Origin of the sequence: Microbacterium sp. MAH-37 (genome assembly GCF_009758255.1) — a bacterium.
GTDB lineage: Bacteria > Actinomycetota > Actinomycetes > Actinomycetales > Microbacteriaceae > Microbacterium.
Window position 1 is genome coordinate 19,598 of the sequence record NZ_WSEN01000008.1, and the last position, 25,873, is coordinate 45,470.

The window sequence follows — 25,873 nt, forward strand, 5'->3', positions numbered from 1 at the left end:
CACAGCCCCGCTTCTCCCGCGAACCACATGCCGTGCACCGGAGCATCCTCGTCCGCATGACCATTCCCCTTGCGACCTGGATGCGCGACCACGACGGCATTGCCCACAGCCGAGATCTTCGCACCGCGGGCTACACCGCCCACCAGATCAAGAAGGCCGTGGATGCCGGACATCTGGAGCGGATGCGCCGCTCGTGGCTGCTGACCGCTCAGTGCAGCGATGCCCGTCGCGCGGCCGCCGAGGTGAGCGGGCGGGTGACGTGCGTCACGGCTGCGAAGGAACTGGGCCTGTGGAGCGAGAACACCACCGAGACACACCTCGCCGTCCCGGCCACAGCATCGAGGAACGCCGCACCGCTGCGCCGGCTGCATTGGGCGACCGGGCCCGTCCCTGTGGCGAAGTTCACGACCGCGGACCCGATCCTGAATGTGCTGTATCACGTGGCTCGCTGCCAGGAACTCGCCTCCGCCCTGGCGATCTGGGAGTCCGCGCTGCGGAAGGGACACGTCACTCTGGATCAGGTGCGCCGTACCGTTTGGAGAAGCACAGCCGTCGGGGAGGTGCTCGAGCGGGTCGGCGTGCTCTCGGACTCCGGAGTCGAGACCACCTTCCTCAGGATCATGCGGAGCTGCGGGGTACAGGTGCGGCAGCAGGTCGTCATCGACGGGCATCCCGTCGATGCCCTCATCGGTGAGCGACTGATCGTGCAGCTCGATGGATTCGAGTTCCACAGCAAGCCCGAGGATCGCCGCCGAGACATGCGGCAGGACGCGCGGCTGGCGTTGCTCGGATACACCGTGCTCCGTTTCGACTACCAACAGGTCATGTTCGACGCGCGCTATGTGCAGCAGACGATCGTGAACGCGATCGCACAGGGTCTTCACCTCGCCGCTCGTCGCTGATCTCCTGTTCTCGGTGACGTGCCCTCCCCGACCCCGCGTCACCGAGAACAGGACAACACCCCAGAACAGGACGAATGCCGAGCAAGCATCCTGTCCTCGCCAACGCTCCTGCAGTCGATGACGCCGGCGCTGCTCAGCGCGGCTCGGAGAACCTCGCCAGCAGCTCGGTGAGCAGCGCTTCGGCGACCGAGGCAGGCAGCTCCTCGATCAGCGCCATGAGAGTCGACATCGGCTGGCCGGGCGTGACGCTGCCCGCACCGGCGATCCGCAGCAGGCGCCAGGACGCCTCCGGCCCGGGAACACGATCGGGGCCGTAACCCAGCATCCGCACCGCGCCGGCCAGCAGTCGCCCGTCAGCCGCCCCGCGGCCGCGCACCGCATCGGATGCCGCTGCGAGCGCCTGCCGGAACTCCGGCAGGTTCCGCTCCAGCACCGGAGTGAGGGTGAGATGCGCACTGCGAGGCAGCTTCGATTCGTCCGCCTGCGTGAAGCCTGGCTGGTGCTGGATCTTCCAGCCGTGCTGCGCCAGCTGATCGGCGAGCCGGTGCGGGTCCACGCGTTCCGGCGCGGGCACCGACGTGTCGGCGATCAGAGCGATCGCCGGTCCCACCGGATCACCCATCACCGTCAGCCCGCGGATCGTCTCCACCTCGGTGCGGATGCCGCGCGCGACCCGCGCGATGGACGCGGTGAGCTCGGCGAACCCGGCGTCCCCGAGCCGCTGCACGATCGCCCAGGCGGCGGCGAGCGGCGACGCGGACTTCGAGCCGAGCAGCGTCGGGTTCACGACCGGATACCCCGGCCAGCGCGTCGTCGCGAAGAACTGCGCGCGGTGCTGCCGGCGGCCGCGGTGCATGAGCACCGACACGCCCTTCGGCGCGTAGCCGAACTTGTGCAGGTCGGCCGAGATGCTCGTCACGCCGGGCACACGGAAGTCCCACACCGGAGCATCCGGCCACCACGGCAGCACCAGCCCGCCGAAGCAGGCGTCCGCGTGGCAGCGGATGCCGCGCGACTTCGCCGCCGCGGCCACCTGCCGGATCGGGTCGAGCGCGCCGCTCGGATACGCCGGGGCGGAGACGACGACGAGCGCCACGTCTTCGTCCATCCGCGCGACCAGGTCGTCGGGGTCGACGGTGCCGTCCGGCCGGCACGGCACCGCGTCGTAGTCCAGGTCGAACATCCGTGCCGCCTTCTGGAACGCGGCGTGCGCGGTCGACGGTGCCAGCAGCCTGGGCCGTCCCGCGCCGCCATCGGCACGCCAGAGGTCCCGGGCGGTCTTCACCGCGAGCAGGCAGCTCTCGGTGCCGCCGCTCGTCACCGACCCGACGACGTCGCGACCGCCGTGCAACGCCCTGCGCACGAAGCCGAGTACGTCGCGCTCCATCGCGGCGATCGACGGGAAGACGGTGGGGTCGAGCCCGTTCACGGGCCGGGCGAGGGACGCCGCGGCATCCGCGAGCTCGTCGAGCTCCGGCATCCCCGAGTCGTAGACGTACGCGAGCACATGTCCGCCGTGCGTGGGCGCGTCTCCGGCGCGCAGCTCGCGCAGCCGGTCCAGGATGCCGCTCATGCCGCTGTCCCCACGATGTCGTGCTCGCGCAGGCGGTAGCGCGACAGGGTGACCAGGCTCAGCACCATGAGCACCGCGGGGAGGGCGCTGAACGCCACGGCGATGCCGGCCACCGCGGCGGCCGGCTGCTCGACGAGCACACCGGCGGTCGACTCCGCGTAGCCCGTGAGCGCGAGCACGATCGACAGCACGGTCGCGCCGAGCGCCATGCCGGTGGTCTCGCCCGCCGTCCACACGCCACTGAACACTCCCGAGCGGTTCTCGCCGCCGCTGGTCGACCGATCGTGCGCGATCACGTCGGGCAGCATCGCCATCGGCAGGGTCTGCATGCCGGCGTACGCGGCGCCGGCGAGCGCCACCGGAGCGAGGATCCACCACCCGGGCAGCCACACCATGACCATGAGCACGAGCGTCGCGAGCAGGAACACCAGGCTGGCCAGGCGGAACGCCCGCTCCTTGCCGGTGCGGTCGGCGATGATCTTCCACACCGGCGCCATCAGCAGCGCCGGGGCGATCAGCGCGGCGAACAGCGGCGTCACCGCTCCCTCGTCGTGCAGCACCCAGCGCGCGACGTACTGCGCGGCCGCGAGCATGAGACCGGTCGCGAGCCCCTGCAGCATGAAGGTGAGCAGCAGCGAGCGGAACGGCTGGCTCTGCCGCAGCACCCGGATGCCGTCGCGGTAGTGCGTGCCGATCGACGCGCCGGGCACCACCGGCAGCGCGGGCCGCTGGGGTGCGACGGATGCCGAGATCAGCATCCCGATGCCGAGCACGACAGCCGCGACGATCGCCATCACGAGGTAGCCGCGCAGCGGGTCGTCGGGGAACATGCCGCGCAGTTCAGGTCCGCCCGAGCCGAACAGCAGGATCGCGAGCGTCAGCACCACCACGCGCCAGGTCAGCAGCCGGGTGCGCTCACGATAGTCGTCGGTGAGCTCCGCAGGCAGCGCGATGTATGGCACCTGGAACAGGCTGAAGCAGGTCGCGGCGATCACGAACGCGACGAACACCCACGCTGCCGCGGGCAGCGGGGAGAAGGATGCCGGCACGGCGAAGGTCAGCACGAACGCGAGCGGCAGTCCGACGCCGCCGAGCAGCATGAACCAGCGTCGTGTGCCCGTGCGCGCATAGGAGCGGTCGCTGAGTCCGCCGATCACGGGGTCGATCAGCACGTCCCACACCTTCGCCGCGGTGACGATCGCGCCGGCGGCGAGCGCCGTCACGCCGAGGGAATCGGTCAGGTAGTAGACCAGGACGAGCCCGGGCAGCGTGGCGAACCCGCCCGTCCCGAGCGAACCGATCGCGTACCGCGCGACCTGACCGCGAGTGAGTGACGACGCTGACCCCATGCGCTCAGCCTATGGGAGCGGCCGACGCCGTCCCGGCCACCGGCGGACGGATGCCTCAGACGAGCTCGCCGGACGTGGGCACCGTGTTCGCGAACAGGTCGAGCACCGGGCAGTGCTCCTCGACGACGACGCGGAGCCGCTCGTAGTCCTCGGCGCTGTCCGGACCGGTGATGTCGACGCGCACCCGCACGTCGTGGAAACCGGCGCGACCGGACTCGTCGATGCCGAACAGCTTGCGCACGTCGAGGTCGCCCTCCGCCGTGATGGCGATGTCGTCGATCGTCAGCCCGAGCGCCTGGGCGTACAGGCGGAAGACCACGACCTGACACGATACGAGAGCGCCGAGCGCGTACTCGACCGGGCTGGGCGCGGCATCGTCGCCGGCCAGACCGGCCGGCTCATCGACGAGGAAGCGGTGCTTGCCCGAGGTGATCTCCGTGCCGACGGAGCCGACACCACGGCCGGTCACCGTGTACGTGAGCTGGGCGTTGGCGGCGTCGGCCGCGATGCGGCTGTGCCACGCCGAGCCGGCTGCCTCGAGGCGCTGCGCGCGCTGTTCTGCGGTGATGTCGGCGATGGCGGTGCTGTCCTGAAGAAGAGTCATGACCGCGACGCTAGCGACGCGCCTGAGCGGCGTCGAGACCCGCCGTCATGCCCCGAAACGAGCCGTCACGCAGGGTCATGCGGCGCGCGCGGATGCCGGTCAGGCGGCGTATCTGCCGGAGGCGATCGCCCTGGCGCGCTTCTTCTCCGCCTCCTCCTCGCGGTTCTTCGGCGGGGTGGTCGCGACGAGGTCGTCGAGCAGGTGCTGCGTGATGTGCGAGATCTCGGCGACGGCCCTGTCGAAGGCCTCCTGATTGGCCTTCGAGGGCTTGGTCGTGCCCGCGATCTTGCGCACGTACTGCAGTGCGGCGGCGTGCACCTCGTCCGAGGTGGCGGCCGGTTCGAAGTTGTGGAGAGTGTGGATGCTGCGGCACATGCGGTTCACGCTACGCCGCACCCCGGACACGGGAAGGGCGGATGCCGCAGCATCCGCCCTTCCCGTGTCCAGCGCTTACTTCTTGTAGTTCGGCGCCTCGACGACGATCTGCACGTCGTGCGGGTGCGACTCCTTCAGACCGGCCGCGGTGATCCGCACGAACTTGCCGCGGGTCTTCAGCTCCTCGATGGTGCGCGCGCCCACGTAGAACATGGACTGACGCAGACCGCCGACCAACTGGTAGGCGACGGCCGACACGGGTCCGCGGTACGGCACCTGGCCCTCGATGCCCTCGGGGATGAGCTTGTCGTCGCTGGGGACGTCGGCCTGGAAGTAGCGGTCCTTCGAGTACGAGGTCTGCTTGCCGCGGGTCTGCATCGCGCCCAGCGAGCCCATGCCGCGGTACTGCTTGAACTGCTTGCCGGCTTGGAAGACGATCTCGCCCGGCGACTCGTCGGTGCCCGCCAGCAGCGAGCCCAGCATCACGGCGTCGGCACCGGCGACCAGCGCCTTGGCGATGTCGCCGGAGTACTGCAGACCACCGTCGGCGATCACCGGCACACCGGCCGGACGCGCGGCGAGGGATGCCTCGTACACGGCGGTGACCTGGGGCACGCCGACGCCGGCGACCACGCGGGTGGTGCAGATGGAGCCCGGCCCGACGCCCACCTTGACGGCGTCGACGCCCGCGTCGATGAGCGCCTGCGCGCCCTCACGGGTCGCGACGTTGCCGCCGATGACGTCGATGTGCGCGAAGGACGGGTCGGCCTTCAGACGCTTGACCAGGTCGATGACGCCCTGCGACTGTCCGTTGGCGGTGTCGACCACGAGCACGTCGACGCCCGCGTCGCGCAGCGCCTCCGCGCGCTCCCATGCGTCGCCGAAGAAGCCGATCGCGGCACCGACGCGCAGTCGGCCCTGCTCGTCCTTGGTGGCGAGCGGGTACTTCTCGCTCTTGTCGAAGTCCTTGATGGTGATGAGGCCCGCGAGCTTGCCGTTCTCGTCGATCAGAGGCAGCTTCTCGACGCGGTGCTTCGCGAACAGTGCGATGACCTCGCCCGCGGCGACGCCGACCTTGGCGGTGACGAGGTTCTCGCTGGTCATGATGTCCTTGACCAGGGTGGTCTGGCGCTCGAAGCCCGAGACGAAGCGCATGTCGCGGTTCGTGACGATGCCGATCAGACGGCCGTCCGCGTCGACGACCGGCAGGCCCGAGATGCGGTACTTCGCGCACAGCGCGTCGACCTCTTCGACCGTGGCGTCCGCCGTCGTGGTGATCGGGTCGGTGATCATGCCCGACTCGCTGCGCTTGACGCGGTCGACGTCGGCGGCCTGGTCGGCGATCGAGAGGTTGCGGTGCAGGATGCCGATGCCGCCCTCACGGGCGATGGCGATCGCCATGCGCGCCTCGGTCACGGTGTCCATCGCGCTGGAGAGCAGCGGGGTGGCGACCGAGATGCGACGGGTGACCCGCGAAGAGGTGTCGGCCTCGCTGGGGATGACGTCGGTATGCCCAGGAAGCAGCAGAACATCGTCGTAGGTGAGTCCGACGAAACCGAACGGGTCGTGCTGCTCCATGAATGGCTCCTCTGCGCCCGGTGGCGCGGTCGATGGCGGATGCGCGGGGACGACAGTGGCCGGACGGGACACGCCCGTCTATACAGATTCTAAACGCGCCCGGCTGTGCAGTATTCCAGGTTGGTTCCATGTTCATCACGCAGGGTGCGCGCACAGCGGTCCCCGGGTTACGCTCAGTGCGACGTCCGTCACCCGAGCGGCGCCGAAGCCTGCTCGGACGCTCTCGATGTGGAGGCCCTGTGGGACTCAGAACCCCGGCTCTCAGCCGACCCCGGCGCGGGCTGATAGCGCTGCTGGCGATCCTGGCAGCACTCATGCTCGCGATACTGATCACTCCCCCGGCGCATGCCGCCCCCGGTGATGATCAGGAGAAGACCGACTTCTACTTCGCGGGGGTGATCACGTTCGACGATGAACCCGTGCCCGACGTCGTCCTCTCGATCGAGGGCAAGGGCTTCGAGGGCGAGACGAAGACGGATGCCGAGGGCAAGTGGCGCCTGTACGTCCCCGAGAAGGAGAAGTACGTCCTCACCGTCGACGAGGAGACACTGCCCAAGGGAGTCATCGTCGACGCGGCGCAGCTGCCGGAGGGCACGCAGCCGATCGCCGGCACGACAGCGTCGTTCGAGGTCGAGTTCGGCCTCACCGGCACGAAGATCATGAATCTGTTCCTCGGCGAGGGAGAGCGGGTCACGATCTCGTTCTGGGACCAGCTGATCTCGCGCACGATCGGCGGGCTGAACTTCGGTCTGCTGCTTGCGCTCGCGTCGATGGGAGCCGCACTCATCTACGGCACGACGCGGCTCTCCAACTTCGCGCACGGCGAGATGGTCACCTGGGGTGGCCTGGTCGCGCTGGTGTTCACGACGACCTGGCACCTGCCCCTGTGGCTCGGCATCATCGCCGCGGTCATCGGCGGCGGCCTCCTCGGCTGGGCGATGGATGCCGGGATCTGGCGGCCGCTGCGAAGGCGCGGGCTCGGGATCGTGCAATTGATGATCGTGAGCATCGGACTCTCGCTGGCCCTGCGATACGCGTTCCAGTTCGTCATCGGCGGCGGCACCTATCAGCTGCCCGGCGCCAGCCCCGCGCCGCTGCAGTTCGGCCCCGTGTCTCTCTCCTACATCGACCTGATCGGCATGGGAGTGAGCATCGTCGTCATCATCGGCGTGGCGTTCTTCCTCACCCGTACCCGCATCGGCAAGGCCACCCGCGCGATCTCGGACAACCCGCAGCTCGCTGCGGCGTCCGGCATCGACGTCGACAAGGTGATCCGCATCGTCTGGATCATCGCCGGCGTGCTGGCCGCCATCTCCGGCATCCTGTGGGCGTACTTCCGGCCGGGCGTGAAGTGGGACATGGGCACGCAGATGCTGCTGCTGATGTTCGCCGCGATCACCCTCGGCGGTCTCGGCACCGCGTTCGGCGCGCTGATCGGCTCGCTGATCGTCGGCATCGCGGTCGAGGTGTCCACCCTCTGGATCCCCTCCGACCTCAAGTACGCCAGCGCTCTGGTCGTGCTCATCATCATCCTCCTGGTCAGGCCGCAGGGTCTGCTCGGACGCAAGGAAAGGCTGGGCTGATCATGGACTTCGGAAGCATCTTCAACAACACCGCCGTCTACCTGCTCAGCCCGGTCACGATCGCGTACGCACTCGCCGCGACCGGCCTCGCCGTGCACTTCGGCTACGCCGGCCTGCTGAACTTCGGCATGGCGGCGTTCATGGCCATCGGCGGGTACGGCTACGCCATCTCGGTGCTCACCTTCGGTCTGTCGTGGTGGATCGGCATGCTGATCGGCCTGCTCGGCGGAGCGCTGTTCGCGGTGCTGCTCGGCATCCCGACGCTGCGGCTGCGCGCCGACTACCTCGCCATCGCGACCATCGCGGCCGGTGAGATCGTGCGCCTGCTGTTCACCACGCAGCTCTTCGACGCGTGGACCAACTCCGCCGACGGCCTGGCGCAGTACAACGGCGGCTTCCGCGACGCGAATCCGTTCCCGGAGGGAACCTACGGGTTCGGCCCGTGGACATGGAGCGCCGATCAGCTCTGGACCCGCGTGTTCGGCCTCATCCTCCTGGCGCTCGGCATCCTGCTGGTCTGGGCCCTGATGCGCAGCCCTTGGGGCCGCGTGCTCAAGGGCATCCGCGAGGACGAGGACGCCGTGCGCTCGCTCGGCAAGAACGTGTTCGCCTACAAGATGCAGGCGCTCGTCGTCGGCGGCATCCTCGGAGCGGCCGGTGGGATCGTGTTCGTCCTCCCGTCGGCGGTCGTCCCCGGCAGTTATACGACCTCGCTGACGTTCTTCCTGTGGACGATCCTGCTGCTCGGCGGTGCTGCCACCGTGTTCGGCCCGACACTCGGCGCGGTGCTGTTCTGGCTGGTCTTCGCGTTCATGGCCAACCTGCTCCCGAGCATGGCGAACGCCGGCATCCTGCCGATGTCCGACAGCCAGGCGTCCACGCTGGTGTTCATCTTCGTGGGTATCGCGCTGATGCTGCTCGTGATCTTCCGCCCGCAGGGCATCCTCGGAGACAAGAGGGAGATGACCTTTGTCAAGTGACAACATTCCGGTCGAGGGTGCGCCCACGACCGGCAGCATCCGCCGTCCGAAGACCACCGGCCTCGCCAAGGGGCCCGCGGCCCCCGGCGTCGCGAAAGTCGATCCGATCCTGGTGGCCGATGCCGTGCAGCGCCGCTTCGGCGGTCTCGTGGCCGTCGACGTGGATCATCTCGAGATCCCCCGTGGGGCGATCACCGCGCTGATCGGTCCGAACGGAGCCGGCAAGACCACGCTGTTCAACCTGCTCTGCGGATTCGACAAGCCGAATACCGGCACCTGGTCGTTCGACGGGCACAACCTCGCCGGGGTCCCGTCGTTCAAGGTCGCCCGCATGGGCCAGGTGCGCACGTTCCAGCTCACGAAGTCCCTGTCGCTGCTGACCGTGCTCGAGAACATGAAGCTCGGCGCGCCCGGCCAGAAGGGCGAGCGGTTCTGGTCGAGCCTGTTCCCCGGCGCCTGGCGCAAGCAGGAGAAGGAGATCGAGGACCGCGCCCGCGAGTTGCTCGCCCGGTTCAAGCTCGACGCCAAGGAGAAGGACTTCGCGGCATCCCTCTCGGGAGGGCAGCGCAAGCTGCTCGAGATGGCGCGCGCGCTGATGAGCGACCCCGCCCTGGTGATGCTCGACGAGCCGATGGCCGGGGTGAACCCGGCGCTCACGCAGTCGCTGCTGGACCACATCCTCGATCTGAAGGACCGCGGCATGACCGTGCTCTTCGTCGAGCACGACATGCACATGGTGCGGCACATCGCCGACTGGGTCGTCGTGATGGCCGAGGGCCGCGTGGTCGCTGAGGGTCCGCCGGAGGACGTCATGGAGGATCCGGCCGTCGTCGACGCCTACCTCGGCGCCCACCAGGATCTCGACCTCGGGGTCGTCACCGGCCGCCTCACCGTGGTCGACCAGGAGTCCGCAGAGCGGGCGATCCGCCTGCGCGAGAAGATCGAAGCCGAGGCGGAGGCCGAGCTCGAGGCCGAGGACGCCGGCGAGGAGGAGAAGTCATGACGGATGCCACTTCGACGGGCCTTTCGACGGGCTCAGCGACCCAGGGCGACGACCGCGAGGTCATCGTCGAGCTGACCGATGTGCACGCCGGCTACCTGCCCGGCGTGAACATCCTCAACGGTGCGAACCTCGTCGCACGCCAGGGCGAGCTGATCGGCATCATCGGACCGAACGGTGCCGGCAAGTCCACGCTGCTGAAGTCGATCTTCGGCATGGTCAACGTGCGCTCCGGCGACATCACCGTGAAGGGCGAGAGCATCGTCGGCCTCAAAGCCGACAAACTCGTCAAGCGCGGGGTCGCCTTCGTGCCGCAGACCAACAACGTGTTCCCGTCGCTGTCGATCGCGGAGAACCTGCAGATGGGGCTCTACCAGAACCCCAGGATCTACAACGAGCGTCTGGAGTTCGTCACCGGCATCTTCGCCGAGCTGGGCAAGCGCCTGAACCAGCGCGCCGGCTCGCTCTCCGGCGGTGAGCGGCAGATGGTCGCGATGTCGCGCGCGCTGATGATGGATCCGTCCGTGCTGCTGTTGGACGAGCCGTCCGCCGGGCTGTCACCGGTGCGCCAGGACGACGCGTTCATCCGCGTCTCGGACATCAACAAGGCCGGCGTGACGACCATCATGGTCGAGCAGAACGCCCGCCGCTGCCTGCAGATCTGCGATCGCGGGTACGTGCTGGATCAAGGCCGTGACGCCTATGAGGGCACTGGCCGCGACCTGCTGAACGATCCGAAGGTCATCGGACTGTACCTCGGAACGCTCGGCCAGGAGGACGCCGCCTGACCCGCTCCTCCCCTTTGCGGGGAGGGCAGCGAAGAGGCCCCGGATGCGAGCATCCGGGGCCTCTTCGTGATCTCAGTTGGTGCGCTCGACCTTGTTGTCAGCACCGTACTTGTAGATGCCGATCGTGGCACCCTGCGGGTCGCCGTTCTCGTCGAACGTGACGTCGCCGGAGTAGCCGTTGTAGTCGGCGGTGCCGCCGTCGTTGATGATCTTGGCGCAGTCGGCGAACGTGGTGCACGCCTTGCCGTCGCCCGATCCGCCGGAGACCTCCTGCATCTTCTTCGCGATGTCGGCGCCCTTCGTGGAGTTCGCCGCCAGCGAGGCGAGCGCCACGAGGACGACCGCGTCGTAGGCCTCACCCGCGTAGGTGAAGTCCTTCACCTCGGGGTTGCCCTCGCCGGTCCAGAACGTCTGCAGACGCTCGGTGAAGTCGTCGGCGAGCTTCGGGCCCGCCTTGGTGCCCTGAGCGCCCTCCAGCGAGACCGGGATGTCGGTTCCGTAGTCGGACAGGTTGCCGTCGACCATGTAGAACTTGTCGGCCGAGATGCCGGCGTTCACCAGCAGCGGCGCGATGGTCTTGAACTGCTCGAACGAGACGATCGCGACGGCATCCGGGTTGGCTGCCTTGATCGTCTCGACCTGCGCGTCGAACTGCGCGTCTCCGACGTTGAAGGACGCCTCGGCGACCACCTCGCCGCCGGTGCTCTCGAACGTCTGCTTGATCGCGGCGTCGAGGCCGGTGCCGTAGGCGTCGTTCTGGTAGATGATGCCGAGCGACTTGTGCCCGTCCTCGGCGATCAGGTTGCCCAGGACCTCGCCCTGCAGCAGATCGCTCGGAGCGGTGCGGAAGTACAGCCCCTTGTCGTCCCACGCGGTGAAGTCCGGTGAGGTGTTCGACGCCGAGATCTGCAGGATGCCTGCGGACACGTTGCCGTCGAGGATCAGCTTCGACACACCGGATGCCGCGGCGCCGACCATGGCGGTCACGCCGGCGCCCTGGAGCTTCGTGATCGAGGTCTCGTAGGCCTTGGTGTCGGTGTCGCCCTCGTCCTCGGCGGTCAGGTCGATGGTGATGCCGGCCTTGGCCTCGTTGATCTCCTGCACGGCCAGTCCGACGCCCGACTCCATGGGCGGGCCGAGGAATGCCAGCGAGCCGGTCTGCGGCAGCAGCGAACCGAGCTTGAGGGTGAGGTCAGCGGCCGGCTTGTCGCCGCCCTTGTCGCCGTCTCCGCTGTCGCTCGGCGTGCTGCAGCCCGCCAGGACGAGCGCTGTGGCGCTGGCCAGCGCGATGCCGGCGAAGATCCGCGTCTTTCGCGAAGTCCTCAGTGCGTTCATGGTGCTCCCTTGCTAAATGAACGTGGTCGACCCACCTTCGGGTGTATCCACACTAAGCGGTGCCGCACGCCATTTGGATTGCGGTGCGTTAACGATCCGTCAGACCAGTTCGACCGGGCCGGTGGCCGTGTTCGCACGCCCGCGCCGCGCCGCCAGCACGATGTCCAGCACGAAGACGGCGATCGCGATCCACACCAGCACGAACCCTGCCCAGCGCTCCGGGGGCATCGGCTCGCCGAGCAGCAGCCAGCCGACCAGGAACTGCATCACCGGGGTGATGAACTGGATCATGCCGACCAGGGTCAGGTCGACGCGCCTGGTGCCCGCCGCGAACATCAGCAGCGGGATGGCGGTGGCGACGCCGGCGAACGACACCAGCACCGTGTTCAGCACACCGGAGTTGCCGTAGGTGATGCCGCCGTCCTGGGCGACGGAGAACAGGATCACGGCGGCGATGGGGATGAGCCAGAACGACTCGAGGGTCAGCCCGCTGGTGGCGTCCACTGCGGGGCCGATCTTCTTCTTCACGAGGCCGTAGACGCCGAACGATCCGGTCAGCGAGAGCGCGATCCACGGGAAGGTCCCGTGCGCGACGATGATCACGATCACGGCGAGCGCGGCGATGCCGATCGCCACCCACTGCAGCCGGCGGATCCGCTCGTGCAGCACGAGCACGCCCAGCAGCACCATCGTGATCGGGTTGATGAAGTAGCCCAGGCTGGTCTCGACGACCTGGTCGTTCAGCGTGGCGAGGACGAAGACCTGCCAGTTGATGTAGATCAGCACACCGGCGAGGGCGGTGAGACCGAGCAGCTTGGGCTGCCTGACGACCGCGATCAGCGCTGGCCAGCCGCGGGTGACGGTGAGCAGCAGGATGCAGAACACCAGCGAGAGCAGCACGCGCCAGGCGACGAGTTCCCAGGGACCGATGGGCTTGAGTGCGATGAAGTACAGCGGCAGCACGCCCCAGATCAGGTACGCACCGACGGTGTACAGCACCCCCGCGGTCTTCGAGCTCACCGCTAAAGCCTACGTCCGCGCCGGAGCGACGCCGGACACAGGCTCTATCGCGCGGGCGGCGATGGGGGTATGGTGTGAGGGTTCGAAGCTGGACCCTGGGGGAGGGTTGGGGCGACGGAGCATGTTCATGAGGGAGTTCATGCTCGCGCTGGATGCGGGAACGAGCCGTTGGGAGGCGGCTGTTTCTTACCATTCGGCGTCGAGTGGGGAGATAGAAGTCGAGTCTGCCGAGATCGATGGCGGACCCGGGAGCACCGCGGTGCTCGGATTCGTGACGGACGACGGTGACGTCGTCTTCGGACACGAGGCCGAGAAGCGTGGCGTGCGCGCACCGGACCGGCTGATCCGCGGGTTCACCCGCGAAGTCGGTGACGATGCGCCGGTGGTCGTCGGCGGTTTCGCGGCGACGCCGGCGGAGTTCGTCGCGCGTCTGGCGCGCTGGATCGTTGACGACGTGTCCGCGCAGCACGACGCCGCGCCGGCCGCTGTCGTGCTCGTGCATCCCGCAGAGTGGTCGGGCCACCGCCTGGCCGCCGTGCACGCGGCGCTGCGCGCGGTGGGGCTGGGCGACGTGGCGATGATGCGCGCGCCGATCGCCGCCGTGCACGGGCATCCGCCGCAGGCATCCGAGGAGGCGCGCACGGTCGTCGTCTACGACCTCGGCGGCGACGGGTTCCGTGCGACGGTCGTCCAGCAGGACGCGGAGCGGCTGCGCTGCGTCGGCGAATCCGTCGCTCTGCCCGATGTCGGCGGCGACGATCTCGACGACGCCCTGCTCGTGCACGTGCTGCGGATGGCGGGAGCGGATCTCGCGGCGGCAGTCGCGCCCGACCGCCGCGCGGCGCTCGCGGACCTGCGCAGCGCCGTCACGTCGGCGAAGGAGTCGCTGTCGAGCGACGCGGATGCCGCGGTGCCGGTGCGGCTGCCCTCGCTCGAGACGAGCGTGCGGATCACCCGCTCCGAGTTCGAGTCGATGGCGGGCCCGATGCTGGAGCGCACGCTTGATGCCACCGAGGCTGCCATCGACGCGGCGGGTCTCTCGACCCGGGCGATAGACGCCATCGTGCTGGCGGGCGGCTCCTCCCGCATCCCGCTGGTCGCACAGCGGCTGTCGGAGCGATTCGATCGGCCGCTGCTCGCGGACGACGACCCGGGGGCGACCATCGCGCGGGGCGCCGCCCGGGCGGCGGGCGCCTATCTGCTGCCTTCCGCCGCGACAGCGGCCGTCACCGAGACCCCGATCACCGAGACGCCGATCGCCGAAGACCCCGGCGACGACGACGAGGATGCCGCGGCGCCGACGCGCCGTCCGCGCCCCGGGCTCGTCCCGGCGTTCTCCCTGGGCACCGCGGCCGTGCTGGTCGCGGGCGGCCTGATCCTCGCCGCCACCACTCCGGCGGGCGAGCGGGCGGGCGCGGATGAAGCCACCGGCGCAGGCTCGACGCACAGCACGGTCATGCCGCCGCGGAACGCGGCGTTCATCGGCGTGCTCTCTGCCGAGCCCGATGCGAGCGACGGACCTGACACCGCGCAAGCCGCGGAGCGCCTCGATGGCCGGGAGCCCGGACCCGTCCAGGAGACCGGTGCACCCGAGCGCAGCGGAGGCTCCGCATCTGCAGAGGACAGCTCCGGCGGCGGATCGCCGGGTACCGGGACGAGCGCACCGGCGCCGGCACCGCAACCGTCTCAGCCGGCATCCGACCCCGCACCCGTGGACGCGGCGCCACCCGCCGCCGAGCCGGCCCCGGAACCGACCACGGACCCCGTGCCCGCGCCGGAGCCGACGACCGATCCGGCGCCGGTCCCCGATCCCGAGCCGACCGGCGATCCGGCACCGTCCGGCGATCCGGCGCCTCCGCCGCAACCCGCCAGCGATCCGGCGCCCGCGCCGGAACCCACCAGCGACCCGGCCCCGGCGCCCGAGCAGAGCGTCGCACCGGCAGCGACCGAGGCTCCGGCTCCCTGAGCCGGCCACGCGGTCTCGATCATCATGTCGCTCGTAGACGTGACATCCATGACGCCGCGCTCCGGCGTGCGCCCTCCTGTGCTGGCGGGCCTCCGGCGGCCCGAGCTCGATGTGCGCAACCCGACGCCGAGAGCGCTGCTGGTGGGCGGCGCCGGGTCGGGCAAGTCCACGGCGCTGGCTCACCTGTACGCCCTCTTCGAGAGCGACTCCCGACAGGCGGTGCTCGCGCACGGCGCGACCGCCGATCTGTCGGGCATCCCCGCCGATCACGTGCTGCTGGTCGACGATCCGCACCTGCTCGACGAACAGGGGCGCGATCTGCTCGATCAGCGGGCTCAGGACCCGCGCGCCGCGCTCATCGTCGCGAGCCGGCCCTGGCGAGTACCGGAGCAGGAGTCCGCGATCGCGCAGCGGCTGTCGCGCCACCTTCCGGCGGTGGTGCTGGGGTACGCCTCACGAGCCGATGTGCTGGAGAGCCTCGACGGTGCATCCACGGCCTGCGTCGATCGCATCCTGTCGGCGACGCTCGGCATCTCGTGGCTGGTGTGGGAGGCGCTGCAGCGGCACGATCCGCGCGGATGTCCTGGCGGCGCCGCGCACGCCGATGTGGAGCGCGCCCTGCAGGAGTGCGTCGCGCAGCGCCTCGACACCGTCGATCCGGTCATCCGGAGCGTCGTGGAGGAGGCGTGCGTCGATCCCGCGGGCCTCGCATCGACAGCCGACGCTGCCGCCGAGTTCGCTGTGATGCGGGCCTACGCCGAAGGTCTGCTGCAGCGGAACGGACGCCCGGCTCCGCTGGTGCGCAGCGCCGTGCTGGCCGTGATGCCCGCGCACCGGCTGCGGGAACTGACTGGCCGCTTCGGCGATGACCTCGCCCGGCATGCCGCGGACGGCGACGGCGACCTGCCTGATCTGCCGAACGACGACCGGCTCGCCGCGATCCTGGTCGAGCAGGCCGACCGGCTGCTCGCAGCTCGACCGCAGCGTGCGGCCGCTCTCTATCGCGGCGCGGTGCGCTGCGGGGCGGAGGAGTCCGCCGTCGCCGGCCGCCGCGCGGAGGCGGCCTGGGCTGCCGGCGACATCGACGGGGCGGCCGCGATCGCGGAGTCCGCTCCCCCCGGCTCCTGCGACCGCGGCCGGCTCACCGATGTCTCGGCGGCCGTCTGGGCCGCACGCGGGATGATGCTGCAGGCCGACGCCGTGTACCGTGCGGATGCGCCGTCAGACGCGATCGCCGCGGCGCGCGCCGCGATCCCCGCGCTCGCGGTGGGCGCGTTCCGACCGCCCGCGGCCGCGACGGATCAGACGGCGCCGTCCGCCCTCGGCGTGTCGATGGACCTGCTGCACCGCGGCCTCGCCGCCTCTCTCGAGTCCGGCTGCTCCGAGGAGGTGCTGGCCGACCTGGTCCGCTCCGCGTCACTGTACACATCCGCCGGCACGGCATCGGCGATCTGCGAACTGCCGGCCGTGATCGCCGCCGTCGTCGCGCTTAACCTCGGCGCGACTGCCACGGCCCAGGTCGTGCTCGACGACGCGATCGCCGGCGGACACGGCGGCCCCTGGGCGGTGCGGCGGCTGCTGCTGTGGCGGGCATGGGTCGCCATGCAGCGCGCGCATCCCGCAGAGGCGCGCGAGTCGCTGGATCAGGCGCTCGCCGACGGATGCGCACTGTCGCCGCGCGATCAACTGCTCGCCCGCGCACTGCGCGTGGCGATCGCCCGCCGCTACGAGAGCGCCGCGGGGCTCGAAGCAGCCTGGCAGGAGGCCCGCGGCAGCATCCTGCGCACCGAGATCGACCTGTTCCTGGTGCATCCGCTGGCCGAGCTCGCGACCGCGGCCGCGCGCGTCGGCGACGCCGCCCGCATCCAGCCCGCCCTCGAGCGGGCGCTGGCGATCACCGCGCAACTGGGTGGGCCGTCGCTGTGGACCTGCCAGCTGCTCTGGGCCGGTATCCAGCAGGGCATCCTGACGAACGCTCCGGAGAGTCTCGCACCGCATGCCAAGGCTCTGGTGGCGGCATCCGCCACCGACCCCGTCGCCGCGGCCATGGCCCGCGCCGGACGGGTGTGGACCTCGGTGCTCGCCGGGAAGGTCGATCCGGATGCCGTCGAGGCCGCCGCACAGGGGCTCTCCTCGGCGGGCATGCGATGGGATGCCGCCCGGCTCGCCGGGCACGGCGCCGCGCGCAGCACCGACCGGCGCATCGCGGCCAGGCTGCTGGCGTGCGCACGTGAGCTGCATCCCGCCGACGAGACGCGCAGGATCGCCGCCACGACCGACGAGGCCGCGAGCGGCGAGGTGCCCGCCGTGCCGACCGAGATGCTCAGCGAACGCGAGATCGAGGTCGCGCGCATGGTGCTGGACGGCAAGACCTACGCCGAGATCGGCGAGGCGATCTTCATCTCGCCGCGCACGGTCGAGCACCACATCGCCCACATCCGCCAGCGGCTGGGCGCGACCTCGCGGTCGGAGGTGCTGGGCAAGCTCCGCGTCCTGCTGGGCGCGGACGCCGGCGCAGGCACGCCGCAGCGATCGCAGATCACGGGGGATCCCGCATGACCCCCGTCGAAGCCCCCACCGGTATCGGGGCCACCCCCGATCCCCTGGCGGCGCATCGCGATTACGCTTCTGGCATCGATGTGATCCTCCATGTGCGGGGATCTGAGCAGGCACCGCGAGGGGACGCGCGATGCCGATGGATCGAAGTGTTTAAGGGGGCCACTGATGATCTCACCAGTCGAGACGATCGCGGATGCGCTGATCGCATTCATTCTGAGTCTGCTGCGCGACCCGGACGCCGCGGAGGACTTCGTCGCGCATCCGCAGTCGACGATGGACGGACACGGGCTCGGCGGCGTCTGCCGCGCAGACCTGCAGGCGGTGGCGCCGGTGATCATCGATCACCCGTCGGTCGTGCAGCATCCGAATCCGCCGTCGCACCCGCATCCGCATGACACGGACGTCGTGAACGACATCGTGCGCATGGTGCAGCAGTTCACCACGATCGATGCGCGGTCGACGGTCGTCGACCAGTCCGTGAACCAGAACATCTGGACCGAGGGCGGCGACGTCACGCAGGTGTTCGACCAGGACGCCGTGGTGGCGTCCGGTGATGACGCGATCGCCGCCGGCGACGACGCGACCACGGTGGATTCCGACGTCGACGTCACCGTCGGCGACGTGTCGGTCGGCAACGAGACCAACACCGGCAGTCACAACACCACCGGCGATCCCGACGACGCGGACGCCGAGGACACGGATGCTGCGGCCGCAGGCGCCGCGGGCGGCGGGACCGACGGAGACGCCGGCGCAGCCGCGGGCGACGCGGTGCACGACGCTGTGGACGCCGCCACGACAGCCGCCGGGGCGCCGACCGCCGACGCCCCGGATCCGGTGGCAGCGAGCGCCCCGGCGGCCCCCGCCGCTCCGGCGGACGTGCCGGAGCCGGCCGATCTGCTCGAGAGCGACATGACCGCTCCGTCCGGCGGAGACGCCTACGACGCGGATGCGGCGAGCGCCGCCATTGCCGACGAACCCGCCATCGAGGATCCGCTCGACGATGACTGAGCCGGTCCGCATGCAGCTCGACTCCGGCGACGCCCCGTTCACGCGGGACGCGCCGGAGCGGCCCGCGCTGGCGAACCGCAACGGCGCACCGGTCGTCATCAAGAAGTCCGCACCGTTCGAGGTGCGCCTCAGCCAGTTCCTGTGGATCGTCAGCTTCGCGGTCGGCGGCTTCGCGGTCGTGTACCTGTTCGTGATCCGTCAGGACCTGCTGCCGCTGATCGCCGATCTCGTGGAGACGGTCGACAAGGGCCGGTCGGAGGACACCTACGAGAGTGCCGCCGACATCCTGTTCTGGACGGTGTTCGCGGTGAGCCTGGCGATGCTGCTCGCGCAGATCACGCTGCTGGTGTCGTTCCTGAACCGCAAGCCGCAGGTGCGCTGGTGGCAGCTGGCGACCCTGGCCGTGCAGGCGACCCTGGTGCTGCTGTCACCGGAGTGGGTCGCGCTCGGCGAGAAGGGATCGTGGGTTCAGCCACTTCTGGCGGCGCAGGCGGCGCTTGTCCTGCTGGCTCTGCTGCTCAGCATCCTGCCCCGCGCCCTCGCCTGGTCCGCCCGGCGGGTCGACGTGCGGCGCGGGCCGGAGGCTCCGCGGGGCGCCGACCTCTGACACCACGTCGGACAGGCTGCGGATCACCGCTCGGCACACGACCGCGGCCGCACGCTCGGTGAGCGGAGACTCCATGAGCGAGCGCCAGCGGTCGATCTCGGCGTGCGCGTCAGCGGCGACCTCGGCATCATCCGCTTCCTCCGGCAGCCCCAATCGGGTGCGCGGCGCGACGCCGTCCGCCCCGAGGATCCGCTGTGCGCTCAGCGCGTCAGCGGGCTCCAGCGGCAGGCCGTCGGCGCGCGCCACGGCGAGCATGGAGAGCTCACGCAGCGTGTGCGCGGATGCGGTGAAGCGCTCGATGCCCGCTCTGATCCGCTCGTCGCCCGGCCGCGGTTCGCGCTCGACGAGTGCGCCGAGCTGCAGGATCACTCCGCGTGACTTGAGCGTGGCGGCGCGCGGGTGGAACTGCCGGCGCACGAACTCCTGCAGCCCGTCCAGGCCGCTCTGCTCCACCATCGCCGCGGACAGTGCGGACGAGCTGTCCGCTCCCCCGCGGATGATCGCGGTCGCCAGGCGCACCCCGAACATGCCGAAGCGGGCCAGCAGATCCTGACGCACCTGGGTGCTGAGTCCGGCGGCATCGGCGACGCGGGTGAATCTGTCGGCGGACACCATCAGCCGCTCCCGGTCGGTGCGCTCCATGCCCGCCAGGGCGCGGAATGCGATGAACTCGCTCTCGCGCAGCGTCCTCGCTCCCTCGGCGACCAGCCCCGTGACGGGGATCACGCCGAGAGCGAGGTGGGCGAGGTCGCCGTCGCGCTCGTAGCGGGCGGCCACCCGGCGAGCGGAGAGCAGCGAGTCGATGCGTCCGGAGCCGACCTCGTCGCAGCGCGAGAGCACCGCCACGGCGCACACGCTCTGCGCGGCACCGGCCGCGGTGTCGCGGAAGGCCTCGAGGAACTTCAGATCAGAGCCGTGCAGATGCCGCATCAGGTAGATGACGGCGTCAGCCGCAGACGGTGCCTCCTCCGGAGTGAGGAAGCGCGCGGCGCGCGCCGAGGTGTCCTCGGACAGCGAAGCGATGCCGGGGGTGTCGATGAGGATCTGCTCCTTCAGACCGCTGAGCGGCCAGCCGACGTCGATCCACTCGATCTCCTCGGCGGTGCGGCCGCCCAGATCGAACTGCAGGAGCCCCTGGTCCCGCCGGATCGCCATCCGCTGCGGCGGCCCCTGCCGCAGGTGCATCGTGACGGTCGGCGTGGCGGAGTACCGGTACCAGGTGACGATGCGGGTGCACTCGCCGGTGTCGGTCGCGGCGATACGCTCCCCCAGCATCGCGTTCAGCAGCGTCGACTTGCCGGCCTTGACCATGCCGGCAACGGCCAGCCGGAGCGGCTCGTCCAGCCTCAGCTCGAGCCGGTCGATGAGCGCGAGCTGCTCCCGATCGCCGTCGTAGACCTCGCGGGCGGTGCCGAGCAGTTCGCGGGTCTGCTCGATGACGTCGGCGGTCATGATCGCGCCGCCGGAGCGATCATGCCGGCCGCCGGGCGGCGCGCGATCGCAGTCTCGGTCGATCCCGCCTCCAGCGGCTCGGGGAGCACCGGGATCGCCCGCCGCACCCGCTCCAGTTCGGCGAGACGCCGCTTCAGCACGACCACCCGCTCGTCGCGGTTCGCGGCGAAGGTCCCGGCGGCGGCCTTGGCGTTCGTCAGCGCTTCCGACAGCGACCGGTGCAGCTCCTCCGCCAGCGATCCGAAATGATCTCGTGCGTTGCGCTGCACTTGGCGCAGCCGGTCCTTCAGCTGCTTGCCGACCTGGAAGGTCACCTCGTCGATGTGCCGGCGAACGATCGCCTTCGCCTCCTGTCGGCGTCGCGACAGCCGGGCGTTCATGTCCTCCCGGTAGGCGCGCCGCCCGACCAGCACGCCCGCGAGCAGCGACAGCGGGTTGATCAGCGCCATGCCGATCAACCCGGTCGCGAGGCCCACCATCAGCACGCCGCCGTACGACCCGCGCACGCCGATGTAGATCTTCTCTGCGGCACCCAGCTGCCCGTGATCCAGCCCGGCGATGTCGTCGACCTGGTCCAGTGCGTCTCGGGCATCGCCGCGCGAGACGACCGGCACCTCGGTCTGATCCTGGCTGAACAGCTCGGCGACTTCCTCGGCCAGCCAGCGCGATCGCTCGTCGGTCCACACGAAGGTCTCGGTGATCGCCGCGGTCACGCGCTGGTCGAGCCATTCCCGGAACTGATCCCAGATCGGACCGGGGTCGCCCTCGTCGATCGCCCGCTCCGCCTCGCGCTGCACGCGGCGCAGCCGGTCGCGCACGTCGTGCTCCATGTCGGCGACGAGATCGGAGATGCCGTCCGTCAGCGTCACCTGCCAGCGGGCGGAGCGCCCGCGGAACTCGTCGGCACGCTCCTTCGCCTCCTCGAGCTGCGCGATCATCCGCGGGGTGTCCTCCGGGTTCTGCAGCGCGTTCAGCTCCGCCTTCAGCGACATGCCGAGCTGCTCGACGATCGCGCTCAGGTCGTGCGCGGCGCTGCGCTCGTGGATGGCCTCGGCCCGGCCCAGGATGCTGCGCCGCAGATGGGACACCAGGGCCGGGAAGCCGGACTCGTCGTTCAGCTCACGGTCCTGCAGCTCGGCCGCCATCAGCCGCAGGTCGCTGGAGACGGCGAAGATCGGGACGTCCCCAGTGGTGCTCAGGTGCCGACGGTCGAGATCCTCGATCCGCCGCCATTCCGGATAGAGGTCGGTCTTCGCCAGCACCGCCGCGACGTTCGGCGAGATGCGCATCGCATGCCGCAGGAACTGCACCTCGGGCTGGGTGTACTCCTGCGAGGCGTCCGACACCAGCAGCACGGCGTGCGCCGAGGACAGCGCGGCGAGGGTCGCGAGCGAGTTCGACGACTCCAGCCCGCCCACGCCGGGCGAGTCGATCAGCTTCAGGCCGCCGCGCAGGATCTCGCGGGGCAGCTGCACCTCGGCGGAGAGCACCCCGCGCTCGTTGCCGGGGTTGCCGCGCTCGGAGACGTAGTCGGCGAGCCTGTCGATCGGCACCTCCCGCCGCTCCGGCTGCGCCTCGGCGGAAGGACGCTCGAGCACCCAGGCCCCCGCCTGCTCGGCGTAGCCGACGACGGTCGGCACGCTCGTGGCGACGTCATCGTCGACCGGGCAGACCGGCGCGTTGACCAGCGCGTTGATGAGCTTGCTCTTGCCCTGCTTGAACTCCCCGACGACGATCACGCGCACCGCAGGGTCGATCAGCCGTGCGCGCGTGGTCTCCAGTCGCGCCGCCAGATCGTTCCTGCCCGCGGACGCGGCGAGCTCCTCGACCGCCTTGGCGATGTCGAGGAGCGCCCTCTCGGTGTCCATCCCCTGCTGCTGCACGTGTCCCCCGCTGATTCGTGTCGGCCCGCTCGTTCTGCTCAGGCCAGAAGGTCCGGCCCCGCGGCATCCGCGTCGGGACCGTCACCGGGATCCGCACTCCACAGCAGATCCGGGTCGAGGGTGGTCCAGTCCGCCTCGTCGACGTTCTGGATCTCCTCGGTGAAGGCGTTGCTCGTGAACGGGTCGAGCTCCGTACCCGTGCCGAAATGGTCGATCACCGGCTCTTCGTCAGCCGGATCGCCATCCACGATCTCGAACATGATCCACTCCCCGCATCGGGTGTTCCTGGAGTGTAGTGGTGCTGCCCGGCCGCCCGCGAGGGGCGACCGGGCAGAGTGTGCGACTCGATCAGAAGTCGAACTCGTTCGCGTCTGCGCCGGGGCTCAGCACGTTCGAGTTGTCCACGTCCACGTCCACGTCGACATCGGGGTTGACCGAGTTGTCCTGGAACGAGTCGTCGACCGACCAGTTGTCCGAGTTGTCGGAGTTGTCCTGGAACGAGTCGTTGACCGACCAGTTGTCGGAGAAGTCCTCGTTGAAGGAGTCGGTGGCGTAGCGGTTGCCGATCGAGATGTCGCCGACCGAGATGTCGGTGTCGATGTTGCGCACGTCGACGTCTCCGCCGGCCGCGATCGAGTTGTCTCCCGAGGCCACCTGGCTGCTCTGGCCGAAGTACTGCCCGACGTTGCCGCCGTCGGCGTCGCCGCCGTTCGCCCAGCCGTTGCCGCCGTCGCCGCCGTTCGCGTCGCCGCCGTCGGCCAGCGAGCCGGCAGGGCCGCCTGCTCCCGTCCCGCCGCCTGCGCCGCCGGCACCGCCGGTGCCGTCACCGCCGTCGCCGAGGCCGCCCAGGCCACCGGTGCCGTCCCCGCCGGCGCCGCCCGCGCCACCGGAGCCGGTGTCGCCGCCACCCGCGCCCGAGAAGGCCGGGCCGCCCCAGCCGCCGTCGGCGTCGCCGCCGACCGCGATGGCCGCGCCGCCGCTGCCGGACGAGGTGGTGATGTTCTGGTTCACCGACTGGTCGTTGACCGTGGACCTTGCGTCGATGTCGATGTCGACGTCGGCGCCGCCGCCCATCGCAGCCATGCCCGCGGCTCCGCCGAAGTCGAGGTTCAGGTCGTTGAACCCGGAGCTGTACTGCCGGATGCCGGCGTTGACCGAGTGGTCGTTCAGCGTCTGGTTGCCCGAGTCGTGCACGGAGTTGTCCTGGAACGAGTCCTTGACCGTGATCGAGTCGTCCTCGTTGTAGGAGTCGTTCGTCGAGTTGTCGGAGTTGTCCGAGTTGTCGGAGTTGTCGTTGAACGAGTCGGCGACGTCGGTGTCGTTGTTGGACAACAGGTCGTTGTTGGAGTCGTTCGTCGAGTTGTCGGAGTTGTCGGAATTGTCCGAGTTGTCCGAGTTGTCGTTGCCCACGTTCTCGAGACCCACGTTCCACTGAGCCCCGAGGACGTTCAGGTTGTCTTCCAGTGCCATGATCGATTCCCCTTATCGGTGACAGCGCCTTGAAGCGCTTGATAAGAGTGTCGACGTCAGCGAGGCGTCCGGCATCGGGGGTGACCCCGCGGGCTATGGGGGCGGCATCGGGGATCGACGGGGGTGCGTCGGGTACGCAGAAGGGTCCGGATGCCAGGCATCCGGACCCTTCTGGAACGTCAGTGCGTCAGCGGACGACGACCGCGAGCACGTCGCGGGCCGACAGGACGAGGAACTCGTCCGCACCGAACTTGACCTCGGTGCCGCCGTACTTGCTGTAGAGCACGCGGTCGCCGACGGCGACGTCGAGCGGGACGCGGTTGCCGTTGTCGTCGATGCGGCCGGGGCCCACGGCCACGACCTCGCCCTCCTGGGGCTTCTCCTTGGCGGTGTCGGGGATGACCAGGCCACTCGCGGTGGTCTGCTCGGCCTCGACCTGCTTGATGACGATGCGGTCCTCGAGCGGCTTGATGGAAACCGACACGGTCTACCTCTTTCTCGGCTGAACAATCAGAAGACTGGTTCGCACTCTCAGGGGGAGAGTGCTAATGCCAGTGTATGCGGTCGGCTGGCACTCACGCAATGCGAGTGCCAACCCCCTTCCCGTTCACCCCCTGAGGAATGTCCCCGGGAACGTAGGCTGAGGGGGTGGAGATGACCGAGCTGACCGCGCTGCTCACCCGCGACGGACTCGCGCTGCTCGACGAGGTCGGGCCGATCACGTCGGCGGCCGAGGTCGCGAAGGCCGTGTCGCGGCTGCGCGCCGCCGGGCACTCCCCCGACCTCGTGTCGGCCGTCGTCGGCCAGGCGCACCTGCGTGCGAAGGCGCAGGCCAAGTTCGGCGAGTTCGCCGACCGGATGCTGTTCACCCGGGCCGGCCTCGAACAGGCCACGCGGCTGAACGTCGCGACGCTGCACGCCGTACGGATGCGGCAGGCCGGCATCACGCACGTCGTCTCGGATCTCGGATGCGGGATCGGCGGCGACTCCCTGGCATTCGCCGGTGCCGGCCTCTCTGTGCACGCGGTCGACGCCGACGACGTGACCGCCGCGATCGCCGCCTACAACCTGGCGCCGTTCGGCGACGACGTGACCGTGTCGCACGGCACGGCCGAGGAGTATGCGGATGCCGCGCAGGGCGCCGTCTGGCTCGACCCCGCCCGCCGCACGGCCGGGCACTCCGAGACGCAGCGCGTCGCGGCATCCGACTGGTCTCCCTCGCTGGACTGGTGCTTCGACCTGGCCGCGCGCGTGCCCACCGGGATCAAGCTCGGCCCGGGCCTTGACCGCGACCTGATCCCCGGCGACGTCGAGGCGCAGTGGGTCAGCGCAGACGGCAGTGTGGTCGAGCTGGTGCTCTGGAGCGGGGTGCTCGCGCGTCCCGGCATCCGTCGTGCCGCGCTCGTCGTGCGCGGCGACGCGATGCACGAGCTGACGGGCGCGGCGGATGCCGAGGACGCCCCGGTGCGCGAGCTCGGAGCATTCCTGCACGAGCCCGATGGCGCGGTCATCCGCGCCCGTCTCATCGGCGATGCGGCCCGGATGCTGGACGCCGGCATGCTCGACGAGCAGATCGCGTATCTCACCGGGGACGAAGCGCTCACCAGCCCGTTCGTGCAATCGTTCCGGGTGCGAGAGACCATGGCGGCGCATCCGAAGACGATCAACACCGCGCTGCGAGCGCACGACATCGGCCGACTCGAGATCAAGAAGCGCGGCATGGACATCGACCCGGCCGTGTTCCGCAGGAAACTCGCCTTGAAGGGCTCGCAGGAGGCGACGCTGATCCTCACCCGCACGCCCGCGGGACGGATCGCGATCCTCGCCGACCGGGTCTGACC

The 25,873-nt window shown here is 70.0% G+C and carries 21 protein-coding genes; 9 read left to right on the plus strand and 12 right to left on the minus strand.

Going from position 1 to position 25,873, the window contains the following annotated elements:
• Positions 1-56: 56 nt before the first annotated feature.
• The gene (locus GON06_RS10505) at positions 57-902 is read left to right on the plus strand and encodes an endonuclease domain-containing protein (protein ID WP_157312273.1); all 846 of its coding nucleotides are present in this window, start codon (positions 57-59) and stop codon (positions 900-902) included.
• 133 nt (positions 903-1,035) lie between these two features.
• Here GON06_RS10505 and GON06_RS10510 read toward each other — a convergent pair whose 3' ends face one another.
• From GON06_RS10510 to guaB, 5 genes are all read right to left on the minus strand, one after another.
• On the minus strand, positions 1,036-2,475 hold the full coding sequence (locus GON06_RS10510; RefSeq protein WP_157312274.1) for a pyridoxal phosphate-dependent decarboxylase family protein: 1,440 nt from the start codon (positions 2,473-2,475) through the stop codon (positions 1,036-1,038).
• Positions 2,472-3,824 carry an MFS transporter gene (locus GON06_RS10515; protein ID WP_157312275.1) on the minus strand — a complete coding sequence of 451 codons (1,353 nt, stop codon included), beginning with the start codon at positions 3,822-3,824 and terminating at the stop codon, positions 2,472-2,474. The genes GON06_RS10510 and GON06_RS10515 overlap by 4 nt, the downstream gene beginning before the upstream one ends.
• Before the next feature lie 55 nt (positions 3,825-3,879).
• Entirely contained in the window at positions 3,880-4,428 is a 549-nt protein-coding gene (locus GON06_RS10520; protein WP_157312276.1) for an OsmC family protein, read from the minus strand.
• Positions 4,429-4,527: 99 nt separating this feature from the next.
• A complete protein-coding gene (locus GON06_RS10525) occupies positions 4,528-4,803 on the minus strand; it encodes a DUF2277 domain-containing protein (protein ID WP_157312277.1) in 276 nt (91 codons plus the stop codon).
• Positions 4,804-4,878: 75 nt separating this feature from the next.
• Positions 4,879-6,381 carry an IMP dehydrogenase gene (guaB, locus tag GON06_RS10530; RefSeq protein ID WP_157312278.1) on the minus strand — a complete coding sequence of 501 codons (1,503 nt, stop codon included), beginning with the start codon at positions 6,379-6,381 and terminating at the stop codon, positions 4,879-4,881.
• A 314-nt stretch (positions 6,382-6,695) separates the two neighbouring features.
• Between guaB and GON06_RS10535 the strand changes: the two genes are divergently transcribed.
• Genes GON06_RS10535 through GON06_RS10550 form a run of 4 tightly spaced genes read left to right on the plus strand, consistent with a single transcriptional unit; the run spans position 6,696 to position 10,732 of the window.
• On the plus strand, positions 6,696-7,964 hold the full coding sequence (locus GON06_RS10535; RefSeq protein WP_157312546.1) for a branched-chain amino acid ABC transporter permease: 1,269 nt from the start codon (positions 6,696-6,698) through the stop codon (positions 7,962-7,964).
• Positions 7,965-7,966: 2 nt separating this feature from the next.
• A complete protein-coding gene (locus tag GON06_RS10540) occupies positions 7,967-8,944 on the plus strand; it encodes a branched-chain amino acid ABC transporter permease (protein WP_157312279.1) in 978 nt (325 codons plus the stop codon).
• A 37-nt stretch (positions 8,945-8,981) separates the two neighbouring features.
• On the plus strand, positions 8,982-9,947 hold the full coding sequence (locus GON06_RS10545; RefSeq protein ID WP_332837474.1) for an ABC transporter ATP-binding protein: 966 nt from the start codon (positions 8,982-8,984) through the stop codon (positions 9,945-9,947).
• On the plus strand, positions 9,944-10,732 hold the full coding sequence (locus tag GON06_RS10550) for an ABC transporter ATP-binding protein (RefSeq protein WP_232528419.1): 789 nt from the start codon (positions 9,944-9,946) through the stop codon (positions 10,730-10,732). The genes GON06_RS10545 and GON06_RS10550 overlap by 4 nt, the downstream gene beginning before the upstream one ends.
• A 72-nt stretch (positions 10,733-10,804) precedes the next feature.
• Here the strand turns inward: GON06_RS10550 and GON06_RS10555 are convergent, their stop codons facing one another.
• Both GON06_RS10555 and rarD read right to left on the minus strand, forming a co-directional pair.
• Entirely contained in the window at positions 10,805-12,067 is a 1,263-nt protein-coding gene (locus tag GON06_RS10555; RefSeq protein WP_157312281.1) for an ABC transporter substrate-binding protein, read from the minus strand.
• A gap of 99 nt (positions 12,068-12,166) precedes the next feature.
• Positions 12,167-13,087, minus strand: a complete 921-nt coding sequence (gene rarD / locus GON06_RS10560; protein WP_332837398.1) for an EamA family transporter RarD — start codon at positions 13,085-13,087, stop codon at positions 12,167-12,169.
• 271 nt (positions 13,088-13,358) lie between these two features.
• Here rarD and GON06_RS10565 point away from each other — a divergent pair, with 271 nt between their 5' ends.
• From GON06_RS10565 to GON06_RS10575, 3 genes are all read left to right on the plus strand, one after another.
• The gene (locus tag GON06_RS10565) at positions 13,359-15,053 is read left to right on the plus strand and encodes an Hsp70 family protein (RefSeq protein ID WP_332837399.1); all 1,695 of its coding nucleotides are present in this window, start codon (positions 13,359-13,361) and stop codon (positions 15,051-15,053) included.
• Between the two features lie 48 nt (positions 15,054-15,101).
• Positions 15,102-17,612 carry a LuxR C-terminal-related transcriptional regulator gene (locus tag GON06_RS10570; RefSeq protein ID WP_157312283.1) on the plus strand — a complete coding sequence of 837 codons (2,511 nt, stop codon included), beginning with the start codon at positions 15,102-15,104 and terminating at the stop codon, positions 17,610-17,612.
• Positions 17,613-17,777: 165 nt separating this feature from the next.
• Positions 17,778-18,620 carry an IniB N-terminal domain-containing protein gene (locus GON06_RS10575; RefSeq protein ID WP_157312284.1) on the plus strand — a complete coding sequence of 281 codons (843 nt, stop codon included), beginning with the start codon at positions 17,778-17,780 and terminating at the stop codon, positions 18,618-18,620.
• Between the two features lie 427 nt (positions 18,621-19,047).
• Here GON06_RS10575 and GON06_RS10580 read toward each other — a convergent pair whose 3' ends face one another.
• The 5 genes from GON06_RS10580 to groES form a co-directional block, all read right to left on the minus strand.
• The gene (locus GON06_RS10580; RefSeq protein ID WP_157312285.1) at positions 19,048-20,679 is read right to left on the minus strand and encodes a dynamin family protein; all 1,632 of its coding nucleotides are present in this window, start codon (positions 20,677-20,679) and stop codon (positions 19,048-19,050) included.
• Positions 20,676-22,547: a dynamin family protein gene (locus tag GON06_RS10585; protein ID WP_157312286.1), complete on the minus strand. Its 1,872-nt coding sequence runs from the start codon at positions 22,545-22,547 to the stop codon at positions 20,676-20,678. The genes GON06_RS10580 and GON06_RS10585 overlap by 4 nt, the downstream gene beginning before the upstream one ends.
• A gap of 53 nt (positions 22,548-22,600) precedes the next feature.
• Positions 22,601-22,822, minus strand: a complete 222-nt coding sequence (locus tag GON06_RS10590; protein ID WP_157312287.1) for a hypothetical protein — start codon at positions 22,820-22,822, stop codon at positions 22,601-22,603.
• Between the two features lie 88 nt (positions 22,823-22,910).
• Positions 22,911-24,032, minus strand: coding sequence for a hypothetical protein (locus GON06_RS10595; RefSeq protein WP_157312288.1), 1,122 nt, complete (start codon positions 24,030-24,032; stop codon positions 22,911-22,913).
• Positions 24,033-24,219: 187 nt separating this feature from the next.
• A complete protein-coding gene (gene groES, locus GON06_RS10600) occupies positions 24,220-24,516 on the minus strand; it encodes a co-chaperone GroES (protein WP_017203655.1) in 297 nt (98 codons plus the stop codon).
• 164 nt (positions 24,517-24,680) lie between these two features.
• Here groES and GON06_RS10605 point away from each other — a divergent pair, with 164 nt between their 5' ends.
• Positions 24,681-25,871, plus strand: a complete 1,191-nt coding sequence (locus tag GON06_RS10605) for a class I SAM-dependent methyltransferase (RefSeq protein ID WP_332837403.1) — start codon at positions 24,681-24,683, stop codon at positions 25,869-25,871.
• Positions 25,872-25,873: the final 2 nt, after the last annotated feature.

Excerpts from the sequence above, each read along its gene's own strand:
- GON06_RS10575 (WP_157312284.1), top strand. The coding sequence starts at position 17,778 with ATGATCTCACCAGTCGAGACGATCGCGGATGCGCTGATCGCATTCATT.
- GON06_RS10535 (WP_157312546.1), top strand. The coding sequence starts at position 6,696 with ATGCTCGCGATACTGATCACTCCCCCGGCGCATGCCGCCCCCGGTGAT.
- GON06_RS10585 (WP_157312286.1), bottom strand. The coding sequence starts at position 22,547 with ATGGACACCGAGAGGGCGCTCCTCGACATCGCCAAGGCGGTCGAGGAG.
- GON06_RS10520 (WP_157312276.1), bottom strand. The coding sequence starts at position 4,428 with ATGACTCTTCTTCAGGACAGCACCGCCATCGCCGACATCACCGCAGAA.
- GON06_RS10515 (WP_157312275.1), bottom strand. The coding sequence starts at position 3,824 with ATGGGGTCAGCGTCGTCACTCACTCGCGGTCAGGTCGCGCGGTACGCG.
- GON06_RS10555 (WP_157312281.1), bottom strand. The coding sequence starts at position 12,067 with ATGAACGCACTGAGGACTTCGCGAAAGACGCGGATCTTCGCCGGCATC.
- GON06_RS10595 (WP_157312288.1), bottom strand. The coding sequence starts at position 24,032 with ATGGCACTGGAAGACAACCTGAACGTCCTCGGGGCTCAGTGGAACGTG.
- GON06_RS10590 (WP_157312287.1), bottom strand. The coding sequence starts at position 22,822 with ATGTTCGAGATCGTGGATGGCGATCCGGCTGACGAAGAGCCGGTGATC.
- GON06_RS10540 (WP_157312279.1), top strand. The coding sequence starts at position 7,967 with ATGGACTTCGGAAGCATCTTCAACAACACCGCCGTCTACCTGCTCAGC.
- GON06_RS10510 (WP_157312274.1), bottom strand. The coding sequence starts at position 2,475 with ATGAGCGGCATCCTGGACCGGCTGCGCGAGCTGCGCGCCGGAGACGCG.
- GON06_RS10525 (WP_157312277.1), bottom strand. The coding sequence starts at position 4,803 with ATGTGCCGCAGCATCCACACTCTCCACAACTTCGAACCGGCCGCCACC.
- GON06_RS10505 (WP_157312273.1), top strand. The coding sequence starts at position 57 with ATGACCATTCCCCTTGCGACCTGGATGCGCGACCACGACGGCATTGCC.
- GON06_RS10550 (WP_232528419.1), top strand. The coding sequence starts at position 9,944 with ATGACGGATGCCACTTCGACGGGCCTTTCGACGGGCTCAGCGACCCAG.
- GON06_RS10570 (WP_157312283.1), top strand. The coding sequence starts at position 15,102 with ATGACGCCGCGCTCCGGCGTGCGCCCTCCTGTGCTGGCGGGCCTCCGG.
- guaB (WP_157312278.1), bottom strand. The coding sequence starts at position 6,381 with ATGGAGCAGCACGACCCGTTCGGTTTCGTCGGACTCACCTACGACGAT.
- GON06_RS10580 (WP_157312285.1), bottom strand. The coding sequence starts at position 20,679 with ATGACCGCCGACGTCATCGAGCAGACCCGCGAACTGCTCGGCACCGCC.